Here is a 14,935-nt window from a genome sequence, read left to right as displayed (position 1 = left end):
TTTATCTTAATAAGAATTTCTTACTATAAAAAAATCCCATTTGCCTAGGCAAATGGGATTTTTTATTGAACTGTTTTTTTTAACTGTACTATTAATTTTAGTGTCCTGCGCTTTCACCTTCTAAATGATAGACACCCTGTTTTTTCAAGATCTTTGGACAATAGAAACCATAAAATGCTAAGTACGCAAATCCAAGTAATGGAACAATATAAGAGAAGTGCGTATATGATATTCCAAATATTCCCGCTGGATTTGTTAAATCTAAATCACAGATAGCTCCTTGCACTAGCGGAATTACACCACCACCCAGAATCATCATTATCAAGAAAGAGGAAGCCTTTCCGGTGTTTTTGCCTAATCCTGCAATCGCTAAATCAAATATTGATGGCCACATGATGGAAAGGAATAAACCACCAGAAATAAAGAAGAATTTAGCTAACTCAGTGTCTGAAGTGATTAAACCCGCTGCCATCATCACTATTCCAGAAATAGCAAAAAGCATTAAAGTTTTACCGGCATTTTTACCACCTAGAAAACTAACTCCTATAAAAAGTAATATCCAAAAAGGATAAATGTAAAATCCAGAAACATCATGAGCTGCAAATACATTTGCTCCAATAATAACCCCAAATGCTAAAGCGGGAACTATAAATTTAAGCGCAGTATTTACTAAGTTTGATGTATTGAAAACGTTTACTCCGCCATTCCAGCGACCTATCATTAAACTTCCCCAATATAGTGCGATAAAGGGAGAGATTGCATCTTCTAATATCCCTCCAAAGTCTTTTGTGTGAAGTAATGCGGGTAGATTACTAATAATAGTTACCTCAGTACCAACATATATAAAGATTCCTAACATTCCTAAGTACAACTGTGGATAGTCAAAAACACTAAAGTTTGCAGCACCTGTGTCAATTTTTGCTTCTTCTTGTTTTGCTGGATCTTCAATTTTTGAAAAGTACATAAAGATAGCCACTAAAATGAAAGTAAGGCCAAGAATTATAAATGGCAACTTAATATCTTCTAAGGAAAGAGTAGTTTTTTTATTGTCTCCCATTCCAAAAAGAGCAATTCCTAGAAGTATGGCGCCTAAAGTCGTACCAAACGAATTTACGCCTCCAGCTAGAGTTAAACGGTGCGCTCCAGTTGCTGGGCTACCCATTTTTATTGCTAAAGGGTTTGCTACAATTTGCTGTATCGAAAAACCTAAACCTACAGTGAATAATGCTGTTAAAAAGAAAGGAAAACTCTCCATTGTCGCGGCTGGTACAAATAAGAAGGAACCTATTGCCGAAATTATTAAACCTGTTGAAAGCGTTTTTTTATAACCAAATTTTTGTAAAACATCTGATTTTAGTGAAACTAGAAAAAATATTAAGGATCCTACAAAATAGGCAGCATAAAATGCCCATGCTACTAATTGTGACTGAACTTGCGATAATGTAAAAACTTTTTTAAATACTGGAATTAAAATATCGTTGGCTGATCCAACAAATCCCCAAAAAAAGAAGACTATTACTAATGAAATAAATTGCCCCCATTTGGTTTGTAAATTTTCTGAATTCATAATGGTTAATTTGGTTAATTTTTTTTAAGAAAGATTACAAATATATTTTTTATGAAAGTCAAAAGAAAGCAATTTATAATAAAATACATATAAATTATACCATCAGCAGTATTCTCCTTATGAACAACATAATTTGATAATTTTAAGGCTTGATTTAGGTTTGAATTCTTGGATTTAGTCCAGAATTCTAATCTTTACGTCCTTGCTGTAATTCCTTCCTATTGGTAAAGTGTAGGAATGTACTTGTATTCTATTCCCCTCAATAGACTTTACTTTATTAATTGCGATAATATACGATTTATGAATTCGAGTGAATTTTTCTGCGGGTAATTCTTCAGATAATGCAGTCAATGATTTGTGAGTAATATATGTTTTGTCAGCTGTAACAACTTTTATATATTCTTTCATTCCTTCGATAAAAAGAATTTCATCAATAATGATTTTCACCATTTTCTTGTCCACTTTTATAAAAATGTGTGGATCAATTTTAAGGGAATCAGCTTTTACATTATTCTTTACATTAAAATCAGCTTCAATTTTATGTATACATTTTATAAAACGAGGAAGAGGAATAGGCTTTACTAAGTAATCTAAAACGTCTAGTTCATAGCTTTCAGCAGCAAATTCTCTAAATGCTGTTGTAATTACAATTTTAGTTTTATTTTCAATAAGCCTTATTAATTCGAAACCTGTCATTAGAGGCATATGAATATCTAAAAAAACAATATCTATTGCATTGTTATTAATAAAATCTAATGCTTCTACAGAATTGTGGAATGTCCCAATAATATCAAAATCTGGAAAATTAGCGAAATAATTTTGCAGGATTTTTGTTGCTAATGGTTCATCATCTATCAAAACACATTTAATCTTCATGTTGAATTGGTATTTGTAGTCGGATAATATAATAGTTGAATTTTACAATTTTTTCCAAAGTAAAATTATTTTGAAATATCAGCTTTAGTCTCTTTTTGGTATTGGATAAACCAATGCCCTTTTTATTACTCGTATTTTGTGAAATTACAAAATTATTTAATATTTCAAATTGTAGTGTTTCGTTTTTAATGACTTTGCAATTGATTTTTATTCGAAGATTACTATTGCAAGGACCTCCGTGTTTAAATGCATTTTCGATTAAGGTAATTATTAATAAAGGAGGAATTTTTATATCATCAATATTTGATTCTATATTAACTGCTACCTCCACCTGTTCAAAACGCAGTTTTTCAATTTCAATGTAATTTTGGATATAATCGATTTCTTTTGTTAGGTCGACCATTTGCGTTCCTTTAATGTCATATAATACATATTCCATTAGTCTAGAAAGTTTTAAGATTACATCGGGTACTTTTTTTGATGATTCTAACGAAAGTGCGTATAAATTATTAAGAGTGTTAAAAAAGAAATGTGGCTGAATTTGAGTCTTAAGATATTTCAGCTTCATCTTAGACTGATTTTGTTTCATTATTGCGTTTCTATCTCTTTCTTTTAACCAATACATTGTTGAAAAAACTGATGAGGCAATTGACAAGACATAAATTTCTCCAATTGTCACGGCAACGATGTGATTGATGTCAAAAGGGCGATATAATTTATCTGCTTCTGGCCATATATTTTCTGAAACCATATAATACGTCAAACCTGTCCTTGCAACGTAGATTATGATTAAACTTCCTAAGAGCGCTAAAGCATATTTATAGTATTCAAATTTTACAATATATTTAGGTATAAGAACTAGCAAATTGAAGTACACAAAAGGAATGTGTAAAGAAAACTCAATCAGGTTAGATTTGAAAGAATAGGGATAGTCATCAAAGTAAGATCCCCATCTTAACCAATTGATTAAAAAAAAGATTCCCCAAAAGCCAAAATGATTTCGATACTCGGTACTAAATTCTATTTTTTTTAAACGTGCCAAATGAGAAAAGGTTAGGGATTATATGAAGTCTAATAATACTATATCGTAAAATTCTTTTGCAACTTTAATCAATTTGAAGCCAAAAATCGAATTTTCAGGCACAAAAAGTGCAAAATATAATTTAAGTTACATATAAATTATTTTAGATTGTAGTTCGTTGGTGAAATAGTGTCGTTGGTATAAATTATTCGAAAATTTATTTTATAATATGTAATATTTACGCTTTGTTTGTGAAAATATGTGGTTAGTAGCTCTTTTAAAGTTGTTAGTATAATTTCTTTTTTTAAGATTGTTTTAACTGATAGATTTACGCCATAACTAATAAAAACCTATAAAAATGAAAAAAATTATTTCAATCTTTATGATTCTTTTTACTGTACAAGTTTCGCTTGCTCAGGTGAAAACAATCAAAGGTTCAGTAACAGATGGAAGTGGTGCTCCTATACCTGGAGTTAATATTAATGTGCAAGGTGAAACTGCTTCGGCAAGTACTGACTTTGATGGTAACTTCTCAATACAAGTTGCAAAAAGTAAAACATTAATTTTTTCTTATTTAGGTTTAGAAACTAAAAATGTTGTAGTAGGGGAGTCTAATACAATTAATGTAAAAATGACTGAGGCAGCTACTAATTCATTAAACGAAGTGGTTGTAACTTCATTAGGAATTACAAAGGCACGAAAAACCTTAACGTATTCTGCACAAGAATTAAAAGGTGAAGAGTTAACTCGAGTAAAGGATGCAAACATTATTAATACAGTTGCTGGTAAAATAGCAGGTGTAGCAATTACAAAAAGCTCTTCTGGTTCTGGAGGTTCGACTAAAGTAACTATTAGAGGTAACTCTTCTTTTACAAATAACCAACCTTTATATGTAATCGACGGTATTCCATTGTCAAATGGAGGGTCAGTTCAACCTAATGGAACTTTTGGAGATTTAGCTGGAGGAAATAGAGATGGAGGAGATGTTGTTTCTTTAATCAATCCAGATGATTATGAAGGAATGACTGTACTTAAAGGTGCTGCGGCTTCTGTACTTTACGGTAGTCAAGGTGCAAATGGTGTTATTCTATTGAGTTCAAAAAAAGTAAAAGCTGGTGTTGAGACATTCAATGTAAACTCAGTGACAACTTTTGATTCTGTAGCGTATTTACCTGAATTTCAATCTGATTATACTTCAGCAGTTGGTGATGCAAAAAGCTGGGGAGCTAAGCAAAAAGTTGAAGGCGATATTAAAGGATTCTTTAATACTGGTACAACACAAATTACTTCTATGGCTTTCTCAAAAGCTACTGATGGTGCATCTACAAGTTTTACATATGCTAACACAGACGCATCTGGAGTAATACCTGGAAACCATTTGAAGAAAAACAACTTTGGTATCCGTCAAGCATCTAAGTTTTTTAATGATAGATTGAATGTTGCAGTAACTGCAAATTATGTTTCTCAAAAAATCAACAATAGACCTGTAAATGGTTTATACTTTAATCCAGTAAGTGGTGTTTATTCTCACCCTAGAGCTTTTAGCTTAAGTGATTTAAAAACGTATGAAGTTTTTGATGTAACTAAAAACTGGAATGCACAAAATTATCCTGGTTTTGCAGCGGTTAGCGAAAGCAATGAAAACCCATACTGGCAAATAAACAGACAAAAGTCTGTTGATATTAACAACTTCTTCAACGGAGCAGTTGCTTTAGATTACAAAGTATCAGATTGGTTTCGTTTAACTTCAAGATACAGTTATAACAGAAGCGAAAGTAACTTCCAAAAAGAAATGTACGCTACATCAGCTGCTTCTTTAGTACATCCAAAAGGAAGATATATTAATTCTAATACTATCGCAACTCAAAATTATGCAGATATAATCGGTTTAATAAACACTAATTTCTCAGAAGATTTTTCTTTCAGTGGAACTATTGGAGCGAGTATTAATAATGGAAAGAGCGCAGGACTTAATTTAGATTCTGGAATTGGTGGAGGATTAAGAAATGCAAACATCTTTACTTTAGGAAACTTTGCAAATAATAATGGAAACGTTCAAACTGCTTATCAAAGAGAAGTACAATCAGTTTTTGCTGCAACAACTTTTGGATACAAAGATGTATTATTCTTAGACGCTGCTGCGAGAAATGACTGGTCTTCAACTTTAGTAAATACTGATAATCCAAGTTTCTTTTATCCTTCAGTAGGTTTAACTGCTATCATTAGTGAAATGACTGAAATGCCAGAATTTATAAATTTTGGAAAAGTACGTGCTACTTATGCACAAGTAGGAAATGATATTGCTGCATTTATTACAAAACCAACATATTCAATTGTTGCAGGTCAACCTATTAATCCTCCTGTAGGTCCAAGACCAGGAACTACTTTGAAACCAGAATTAAAATCAGAGTATGAAATAGGTACAGAGTGGAGAATGTTCAATAATAGATTAGGTTTTGAGGTTTCTTACTATGATTCACAAACTAAAAATCAATACTTACAAGTTCCAGCTGAATCTACAAATGAAAATGGATACTTAAACTATGCAATCAATGCTGGAAGTATTTCTAATAAAGGATTTGAGGTTGTATTATTTGCTGATCTTGTTAAAAGTGAAAAATTCAACTGGGAATCTAGAATCAACTACTCTCAAAATAAGAGTAAAGTAAATGACATCCCTGCTCAAAATGTAGAAGGAAGAATCGTGTTAACTGATCCAGGATCAAATAATTACAGATATTCTTTAGTAGAAGGAAAACCTTTTGGAATAATTGAAGGTAAAAATATTCAAAAAGATGCTCAAGGTAGATTATTAGTGGGTGATAACGGAAAATTATCTGTTAACGCTGACTGGGAAGAAGTAGGTAATGCAAATCCAGATTTTATGTTAGGATTTTCTAACACATTCAAGTTTGGCGCTTTCACAGCAAACATCTTAATCGATGGTCGTTTTGGTGGTGAAGTTTTAAGTTTAACTGAAGCTATCAATGATTTTAATGGAGTTTCTAAAGCTAGTGGAGATGCTAGAAATGCTGGTGGTGTTAAGATCAACGGTGCTAAAGCTGACGGAACTGCTGTAACTACAATGGATACTTTTGATTATTACGATAAAACAGCAGGTAGAAATGGTGCTACTGGAGAATATGTTTACGATGCAACTAATGTTAATGTAAGAGAAGTTTCTATTGGATACACATTCAACAAAACTAAATTACCATTTATGCAGTCAGCTAGTATTTCTTTAATTGCTAGAAATTTATTCTTTATTTATAAAGATGCTCCATTTGATCCTAATGTTGCTTTAAGTACAGGTGAAGGTTTACAAGGTGTGGATGTTTTCGGTTTACCGTCAACAAGAAGTATTGGTCTTAATTTAAATTTAACTTTTTAATATTACAATCATGACAATAAATAAAATAAAAAGAACAGCGCTTTGCCTGTCTTTACTTACGGCTTTTAGTTGTACAGATAATTTTGAGGATATAAATACAAACCCAGAGGGTGCTACAATAGAACAATTAGATCAAGATTATAACAGTATAAAATCTTTATTTAAACCAGCTTTTAATCACTTGTTTATATCTGAAACAACTTGGCAATACCAAATTCAGCAAAGTTTACAAGCTGATGGATGGTCAGGCTATATGACAACTCCAGTTCCTTTTGGACCACAAAACAATCACGATTATGTTTTGAATGGCGGTTGGAACAGTTATGCTTGGGATGATGCATACGTTAATATTATCTCTTACTTATACAAAGCAGAACAGCGTTCTAAAGATAAATTTGATCAATTTTACGCTTGGTCATTGATATTGAAAGTTGCTACAATGCAAAGAATAACGGATATGTACGGACCAGCTGTTTATTCGAAATTTGGAAAAGGAGTTGCTACTTACGATTCACAAAAGGAAATCTATACTCAAATGTTTAAAGATTTAGATTTTGCTGTAACTGAGTTAACAAAAAGAAATGCTGCAGGTGAAAAAACTGCATTTGATGAAACTGATTTGTCTCTGTACGAAGGTAAATATGCAAACTGGACTAAATATGCAAATTCATTGCGCTTAAGAATGGCAATGCGTATTTCTAAAGTTGATCCTGCATTAGCAAAAGTAGAAGCAGAAAAAGCAGTTAGTCATTCTTTAGGGGTTTTTACAGCTACTGCTGATGGATTAAAAATTAAATCACCAACGGACCTTAACGTAATTGATGTTATGAGTCATAGTTGGGTTGGATTATTCATGGGAGCTGATATGGAATCAATTTTAGGTGGTTACCAAGATCCAAGAATATCAAAATATTGGAATACTTCAAAAGTGACTCCAGGAGAATACAAAGGAGTACGAACAGGGATTATATATCCTTCAGGAAGTACTTATTCTAAATTTTCTCAAACAGGTCCTAGAACTAAAACAGGAGAAATCACTTGGATGTCTACTGCAGAAGTTTATTTCTTGAGAGCAGAAGGCGCTTTAAGAGGTTGGAATATGGGTGGAACTGCTCAAAGTTTATATGAAGCAGGTATTAAATCTTCATTTGAACAAAATGGTGCGGAAGGTGCTACGGCTTATATTGCAGATAACACTAAGTTACCTAAAGATTATGTTGACCCTCTAAATCCTGCAAATAATGCACAAGCAATTAGCAAAATTACTGTTGCTTGGGGAACTGACAAGGAAAAAAATCTAGAGAAAATTATTACTCAAAAATGGATTGCTACTTATCCTGATGGACAAGAAGCGTGGTCAGAATTTAGAAGAACTGGATATCCTAAATTATTCAGAATATCTAATAATCAAAGTAACGGTCTTATTAGCACTGAGCTTGGTGTGAGAAGATTAGCTTTTTCAGATTCAGAAGTAGCCAACAACAAAGAAGGAATTGCTTCAGGAGTTGCTGCGCTAGGAGGTCTTGATAATGGAGCTACTAGATTATGGTGGGATACTAGTGCCCCTAATTTTTAAATTATTTGGATTGGTGATTAAAGTGGCATAAGTATGTATATGCTTGTGCCATTTTTTTATTAAATCTATTATTCTATAAATAAAACAATAAAATAATTGTAAAATTTATTTTGGTAGTTAAACGATTTATTGTTTTAAACTATTGAAATTCAGACCTACTTGCAATTACAATTTTCTAAATACTGAGATTCCTATAATTGAATTAGAATACAATTGCATTCGCTGTTGCTATTTCTTTCCAATAAATTTCTAAAAAATTTCACAACCAGTTAAAAACTTGAATTTTTTAATTAGGTGTTTAGTCAATTGATAAAAAATAAATTAATGAAAGATACATTAGAACTAAAATCGGATATAAGTTATAAGAGTGCAGGACAATTCGAAGACACTAGATTTGAAAAAATTCACAATGAGATTTTCAAAAATTCGATTGAAGCTTCCTTAGCTGTTGCGCATGAGATAGCGCAACTAATACGATCAAAACAAGAAGAAAATAAACCTTGTGTTCTTGGTTTAGCCACAGGTTCTTCTCCTATCAAAGTGTATGAAGAGTTAGTCAGAATGCACAGAGAAGAAGGACTTAGCTTTCACAATGTGGTTACTTTTAACTTGGATGAATATTATCCAATGACGAAAGAGAATAGTAAGAGTTACCATTATTTCATGCATCAGCATCTTTTTAACCATATTGATATTAATCCAGAAAATATTAATGTTCCTGATGGAACAGTTTCAATCGAAGAGCTAAATCAATATTGTGTTGATTATGAAATGAAAATCAGGAATTCAGGAGGTTTAGATTTCCAATTGTTAGGAATAGGTCGTACAGGTCACGTAGGATTCAACGAACCGGGTTCGCACATTAATTCAGGAACTCGAATTATTACTTTAGATCATATCACTCGAGTTGATGCATCATCAGATTTCAACGGAATCGACAATGTTCCTAAAAGAGCTATTACGATGGGTGTGTCCACAATTATGAGATCTAAAAGGATTGTATTAATGGCTTGGGGACAAAACAAAGCAGATATTATAAAACGTACCATTCAAGGTGAAATTAGTTCAAACGTTCCAGCAACATTTTTGCAAAACCATAGTAATGCTACTTTCGTTTTAGATAAATCTGCAGCTTTAGAACTAACTAGATTTAAAACTCCATGGTTGGTTGGAGAGTGTATTTGGAATCAAGAATTAAAAAGTAAAGCGATTGTTTGGCTTTGTCAAAAAACAGAACAATCGATTTTAAAATTAACGGATCGAGATTACAATAATAATGGAATGTCTGATCTATTAGCTCAGGAAGGTTCAGCATATGATTTAAATATTAACATGTTTAATGTTTTACAACATACAATAACGGGATGGCCAGGCGGAAAACCAAATACGGATGATTCGCACAGACCTGAAAGAGCTGATCCAGCTAAAAAAAGAATTATTCTTTTTAGTCCACATCCTGATGATGATGTGATTTCGATGGGAGGTACATTTTCAAAATTAATTAAGCAAGGTCATGATGTTCATGTGGTCTATCAAACTTCAGGAAATATTGCAGTAACGGATGACGAAGCTCTCAAGTTTGCAGAGGTTTCTAATGATTTTATTGGAAACAATAATAGCAGTGTTGATTTTGAGTCAGTGATTCGGTTCATAAATAATAAATCAGAAAATCAAATAGATTCATTGGAAGTTAGAAAGTTGAAAGGGTTAATACGAAGACGAGAATCGTACGCAGCCACTCGATATATTGGACTGAAAGATGAAAATACTCATTTCTTAGATTTACCTTTTTACGAAACTGGACAAATTAAGAAAAATCCGCTTGGTGCCGAAGATGTAGCAATAGTAGCTTCTATCATTAAAAAAATTAAACCACATCAAGTTTTTGCAGCTGGAGATTTAGCAGATCCGCATGGAACACATGAGGTTTGTTTAAATGCCATATTTGCGGCAATGAAGCAGCTGAAAACAGAATCATTCATGGATGATTGTTGGTTATGGTTGTACAGAGGCGCTTGGCATGAATGGGATTTACATGAAATTGATATGGCTGTTCCCTTAAGTCCTGATGAAGTTTTATTAAAAAGACATGCTATTTTATACCATCAATCTCAAAAAGATAGAGTGATGTTCCAAGGAAATGATTCTAGAGAATTTTGGGTAAGAGCTGAGGATCGAAATAAAAACACAGCAAAACTATACGATGATTTAGGTCTTGCAGAATACGAGGCAATTGAAGCTTTTAAGCGTTTCGATTATTAAAAACCACTTTTTATAAAGTAAAGAAAATATGAAATACATCATAATTCTATTATTTGCAGCGTTTGTTTCGAATGCCCAAGTAAAAAAGGAGCAATTGAATCTAATGCCATGGCCGCAGAATATAAATTTGACTGCTGGTAATTTTGCGATCAATAAAAATTTCAAGATTAATGTTACAGGTAACCCTAATTCTCGAATTTTTGCTGGTGCTACTAACTTTTTAAGACGATTAGATGGTAGAACGGGATTGTTTTTTGGGCAAGGATTTATTTCGAAAATCAATCAAACGCCAACAGCTGAATTACAAATCAATTGCGTTCAAGCGGGGAATATAGGATTAAATCAAGATGAAAGCTATAAATTAGAGATTCAAGAAAATAAAATTTTAATAACTGCCGCTTCAGATCTAGGTGCACTTCATGCTTTAGAAACCTTATTGCAAATGTTGCAAAATGATAGCAGTAAGTATTACTTTCCTACTGCTACAATTTCGGATACTCCGCGATTTACATGGCGTGGTTTAATGATTGATGTTGCAAGACATTTTCAACCAGTAGATGTACTTAAGCGTAATCTTGATGCAATGGCAGCTGTTAAGTTAAATGTTTTTCATTGGCATTTAACGGACGATCAAGGATGGAGAATTCAGATTAAAAAACATCCAAAATTAACGGATCTAGCTTCAGATGGTTTGTTTTATACGCAAGAGGAAATTAAAAGTGTAGTGAAATATGCTGGCGAAAGAGGAATACTTGTAGTTCCTGAAATTGATGTTCCAGGTCACGCTTCTGCTATTTTGACAGCATATCCAGAAATGGGAAGTAGAACTAATGCATCTACACTTTATGAAATTGAACGAAATGCAGGTATTTTTAATCCAACTTTAGATCCATCAAATCCTAAAACGTATCAATTATTAAGCGACATTTTTGATGAAGTTTGTCCATTATTTCCTGGAGCATACTTCCACATTGGCGGAGACGAAAATGAAGGAAAAGATTGGGATGCAAATCCGAAAATCCAGAAATTCAAAAAGAAAAATAAATTAGAAACGAACCATGATTTGCAGACGTATTTCACCATGCAGTTAGTTCCAATGCTTAAAAAGCACGGAAAGCAATTGATGGGATGGGAAGAAATAATGACAAAAGACATGTCGAAGCAAGCTATTATCCATTCTTGGAAAGGTCCAAATGAAGGTTTGCCTGCAGGACATTCAGTTGCAGCTGCAGCAAAAAATGGTTATCAAACTGTTCTTTCTAACGGTTATTATCTTGATTTAATGCAAAGTGTAAATGATCATTATTTAAATGATCCTATTCCTCACAATAGTACGCTTACAACTGAAGAACGAGCAAGGATTTTAGGAGGTGAGGCTACTATGTGGACGGAACTCGTAACACCTGCAACGCTTGATTCTAGAATTTGGCCAAGAACGGCAGCAATTGCTGAAAGATTATGGTCTAGCCAAGATATCGTAGATTTAGAAAGTATGCACAATAGAATGAATGCTACTTCTTATAGATTAGAAGAACTGGGAATCACTCATATTAAAAACAAAGATGTGATTTTAAGAAACATTAGCAATAATCAAGAAATTAAAGCCCTTGCTGATTTTTCTAATGTTTGCGAACCGTTAAAAATTTACTCTCGTAATGCTGGCGGAACTGAGTACCAAATGTATTCGCCACTGACTTTGTTTGCTGATGCGTGCACACCAGATGCTATCGATGCTCATAATTTTAATAAAGCGACAGATAATTATCTAAAAAATAAAAATTCAGAAAACAAACGCGAATTGGTTGCTTTTTTCCAAAAATGGATTGCAACAAATAAAGATCTTGTGCAGTTGGGTTTAAATGCGCCGCTTGTTCAACCTATTCTACCACTTTCAAAAAGTTTGAGCGAGATCTCACAACAACTTATTGCAACGATAGAAAATAAACAAGCATCTAATTCCTCAAAAATGAATGAATTATTAGAGAAATGTAATTCTAAAAATCATGCTGATGTTGAATTAGCCGTTTACAAAAGTTTGAAAAAACTAGTGAACAATTAAATTAGAACTGAGCCTGAATTAGTTAACTTCAGTTCAAATTTTTTAAACTCATTAAGAATACCTGGTCATTTTGTCCAGGTTTTCTTTGTTTAATTTACTTGTAGTACTAATCGTTAGTGCTATTTTTATAAATCTAAATTATTTTTGAAATGAAGAATTTAAAATTATTTCTTTTTTTATCGTTTTTAATTGTTTCGATTTCGGCTCAAGGCCAAAAAGATTTCTCAGTGATTGCCTATTATACTGGTGATGATAAAGAGATCGATAAATATGATGTTAGTAAACTAACTCATATTATTTTCAGTTTTTGCCATTTAAAAGATGGTAAATTAAGTGTTGATACCGCGCAAGATTCTTTAGCGATAAAACATTTAGTTTCTCTTAAAACTAAACATCCAAAATTAAAAATAATGTTGTCTTTAGGTGGTTGGGCTGGATGTGCTCCATGTTCTGAGGCTTTTTCGACTGCTGATGGTATAGCTGTTTTTGCTAAATCAGTAAAGGAGGTTAATGATTACTTTAAAACAGATGGAATTGATTTAGATTGGGAATATCCTACGATTGAAGGAGCGCCAGGACATTTGTATCAAGCAGCTGATAAGAAAAATTTCACAGCGCTTGTTATTAGTTTGCGTAATGTATTAGGAAATAATAACGAATTAAGTTTTGCTGCAGGTGGCTTTCAAAAATTCTTAGATGAATCTGTAGAATGGGAAAAGATAATGCCGCTAGTAGATCGTGTGAATATTATGAGTTATGATTTAGTCAATGGTTTTTCGAAATCAACAGGACATCAAACATCTATTTTTAGTACAAAATCTGGTGAAGAATCAACTGATAAAGCGGTTTCCTATTTATTAAAGTTAGGAATTCCATCACATAAGTTAGTGATAGGAGGTGCTTTTTACACCCGTATTTGGAAGGAAGTTTCTAATGCAAATAATGGTCTGTATCAGTCTGGTGTGCATATCGAAGGAGTGAGCTTTAAAAATTATGAAAGTACTTTCTCAAAAGAAAAAGGATGGAAATATTACTGGGATAAAAAAGCGAAAGCAGCTTATTGGTATAACAAAAATGAAAAAATGTTCGCAACCGGTGATAATGTTACTTCGATAAAGGAAAAAACAAAATATGCAATTAATAAAAAATTAGGTGGTATTATGTTTTGGCAACTTACTATAGACAATCCTAAAAATGGAATGCTTGAAGCAATTGATCAAGCTAAAAAATCAAAATAAAAACGATTGGTAAATTTCTAAACTATTCCTGTTCATGAATTTTTTTTTTCATCAACAGGAATAGCTTAGTTATTAATGTACATGTCCTTTATTCTTCTTTTTCCTCTAAAGTTCTTGCTTTTGTTAACGCTGAAGCTACAAGACCAGCTGGAATTGTAACAATTCCAACACCAATAATGAGTACAAAGAAAGTAAAGATTTTTCCACCTAAAGTAATAGGATAAACATCACCGTAGCCAACTGTGGTTAGCGTAACAATTGACCACCACAAACTGTGAAATAAGGAACTGAAAACATCTGGTTGAGCTTCGTTTTCGAAAAAATATATACCAGATGATGTCAAAAAAACTAAGATTAAGGTGATCATGAAAAAAAGAATTAATTCTTCCTTTATAAAAGTAAATGCCACGCTGAATCTGTTAAGCGCTTTGTTGTATCTAACTAATTTAAAAGCTCTAAATATTCTGAATATTCTAAAAGCTCTTAATGCTTTTAAATTAAATGTTGCACTTAGATAAAAAGGAAGGATCGATAATATATCTACAATTCCATAAAAACTAAATATATATTTTAAGGGTTTTTCAGCAACATAAATTCGGAGTAAATATTCGATACTAAAAATGATGATACTTATCAATTCAATTTTTGCAAGTAGCTCTTTAGTCTGAATTGAATTATTGGGCAACGTCTCTATTGAAAATGATGTTAGAGAAATAAAGATTAAAATTTGAATCAAATAATCAAAAATTCTACCTTTTCGAGTTGTGTTATCTTCTATTATGGAACGTAATTTTTCTCGAATCATGATTTTTATTTTTAGATAATTGTTTTGAAGTAGCGATTTTTTATTCAAAAAAACGGAACAAAGGTATTGAAAAAGAAATATGTTTTATCTGCCGTAAGCAGAACGTCTAATTAATGAAGTTTTTCAAAATGTAATTAAAG

The 14,935-nt window shown here is 32.3% G+C and carries 9 protein-coding genes; 5 read left to right on the top strand and 4 right to left on the bottom strand.

All coding sequences use genetic code 11. The features are described 5' to 3' along the window. Positions 1 to 97: 97 nt before the first annotated feature. From BC961_RS08535 to BC961_RS08525, 3 genes are all read right to left on the bottom strand, one after another. A complete protein-coding gene (locus tag BC961_RS08535) occupies positions 98 to 1,567 on the bottom strand; it encodes an MFS transporter (protein ID WP_121925428.1) in 1,470 nt (489 codons plus the stop codon). 174 nt (positions 1,568 to 1,741) lie between these two features. Further along, positions 1,742 to 2,443 carry a LytR/AlgR family response regulator transcription factor gene (locus BC961_RS08530; protein WP_121925427.1) on the bottom strand — a complete coding sequence of 234 codons (702 nt, stop codon included), beginning with the start codon at positions 2,441 to 2,443 and terminating at the stop codon, positions 1,742 to 1,744. Then, complete coding sequence (locus tag BC961_RS08525; RefSeq protein WP_121925426.1) at positions 2,433 to 3,485, bottom strand: sensor histidine kinase; 1,053 nt, start codon at positions 3,483 to 3,485, stop codon at positions 2,433 to 2,435. Before BC961_RS08525 ends, BC961_RS08530 begins: the two co-directional genes overlap by 11 nt. Before the next feature lie 337 nt (positions 3,486 to 3,822). Between BC961_RS08525 and BC961_RS08520 the strand changes: the two genes are divergently transcribed. The 5 genes from BC961_RS08520 (at position 3,823) to BC961_RS08500 (ending at position 13,990) form a co-directional block, all read left to right on the top strand. Then, positions 3,823 to 6,855, top strand: a complete 3,033-nt coding sequence (locus BC961_RS08520) for a SusC/RagA family TonB-linked outer membrane protein (protein ID WP_121925425.1) — start codon at positions 3,823 to 3,825, stop codon at positions 6,853 to 6,855. Positions 6,856 to 6,865: 10 nt separating this feature from the next. Beyond that, a complete protein-coding gene (locus BC961_RS08515) occupies positions 6,866 to 8,431 on the top strand; it encodes a RagB/SusD family nutrient uptake outer membrane protein (protein ID WP_121925424.1) in 1,566 nt (521 codons plus the stop codon). A 324-nt stretch (positions 8,432 to 8,755) separates the two neighbouring features. Further along, a complete protein-coding gene (nagB, locus tag BC961_RS08510) occupies positions 8,756 to 10,693 on the top strand; it encodes a glucosamine-6-phosphate deaminase (protein WP_121925423.1) in 1,938 nt (645 codons plus the stop codon). Positions 10,694 to 10,721: 28 nt separating this feature from the next. Next, positions 10,722 to 12,752, top strand: coding sequence for a beta-N-acetylhexosaminidase (locus tag BC961_RS08505; protein WP_121925422.1), 2,031 nt, complete (start codon positions 10,722 to 10,724; stop codon positions 12,750 to 12,752). 149 nt (positions 12,753 to 12,901) lie between these two features. Next, a complete protein-coding gene (locus tag BC961_RS08500; protein WP_121925421.1) occupies positions 12,902 to 13,990 on the top strand; it encodes a glycoside hydrolase family 18 protein in 1,089 nt (362 codons plus the stop codon). 88 nt (positions 13,991 to 14,078) lie between these two features. On the opposite strand, the gene BC961_RS08495 is transcribed toward BC961_RS08500, so the two are convergent. Continuing rightward, on the bottom strand, positions 14,079 to 14,795 hold the full coding sequence (locus BC961_RS08495; RefSeq protein ID WP_121925693.1) for an ion transporter: 717 nt from the start codon (positions 14,793 to 14,795) through the stop codon (positions 14,079 to 14,081). Positions 14,796 to 14,935 lie beyond the last annotated feature (140 nt).

It is taken from the genome of Flavobacterium weaverense, from assembly GCF_003688495.1.
GTDB classification, from domain to species: Bacteria; Bacteroidota; Bacteroidia; order Flavobacteriales; family Flavobacteriaceae; genus Flavobacterium; species Flavobacterium weaverense.
The sequence above is the reverse complement of the archived record's forward strand: the minus strand, read 5'-3'. Positions and strand labels throughout refer to the sequence as shown.

Bases quoted from the DNA above. Each gene is read 5' to 3' on its own strand.
- BC961_RS08535 (WP_121925428.1), bottom strand. From the start codon at position 1,567: ATGAATTCAGAAAATTTACAAACCAAATGGGGGCAATTTATTTCATTA.
- BC961_RS08530 (WP_121925427.1), bottom strand. From the start codon at position 2,443: ATGAAGATTAAATGTGTTTTGATAGATGATGAACCATTAGCAACAAAA.
- BC961_RS08520 (WP_121925425.1), top strand. From the start codon at position 3,823: ATGAAAAAAATTATTTCAATCTTTATGATTCTTTTTACTGTACAAGTT.
- BC961_RS08515 (WP_121925424.1), top strand. From the start codon at position 6,866: ATGACAATAAATAAAATAAAAAGAACAGCGCTTTGCCTGTCTTTACTT.
- nagB (WP_121925423.1), top strand. From the start codon at position 8,756: ATGAAAGATACATTAGAACTAAAATCGGATATAAGTTATAAGAGTGCA.
- BC961_RS08505 (WP_121925422.1), top strand. From the start codon at position 10,722: ATGAAATACATCATAATTCTATTATTTGCAGCGTTTGTTTCGAATGCC.
- BC961_RS08500 (WP_121925421.1), top strand. From the start codon at position 12,902: ATGAAGAATTTAAAATTATTTCTTTTTTTATCGTTTTTAATTGTTTCG.
- BC961_RS08495 (WP_121925693.1), bottom strand. From the start codon at position 14,795: ATGATTCGAGAAAAATTACGTTCCATAATAGAAGATAACACAACTCGA.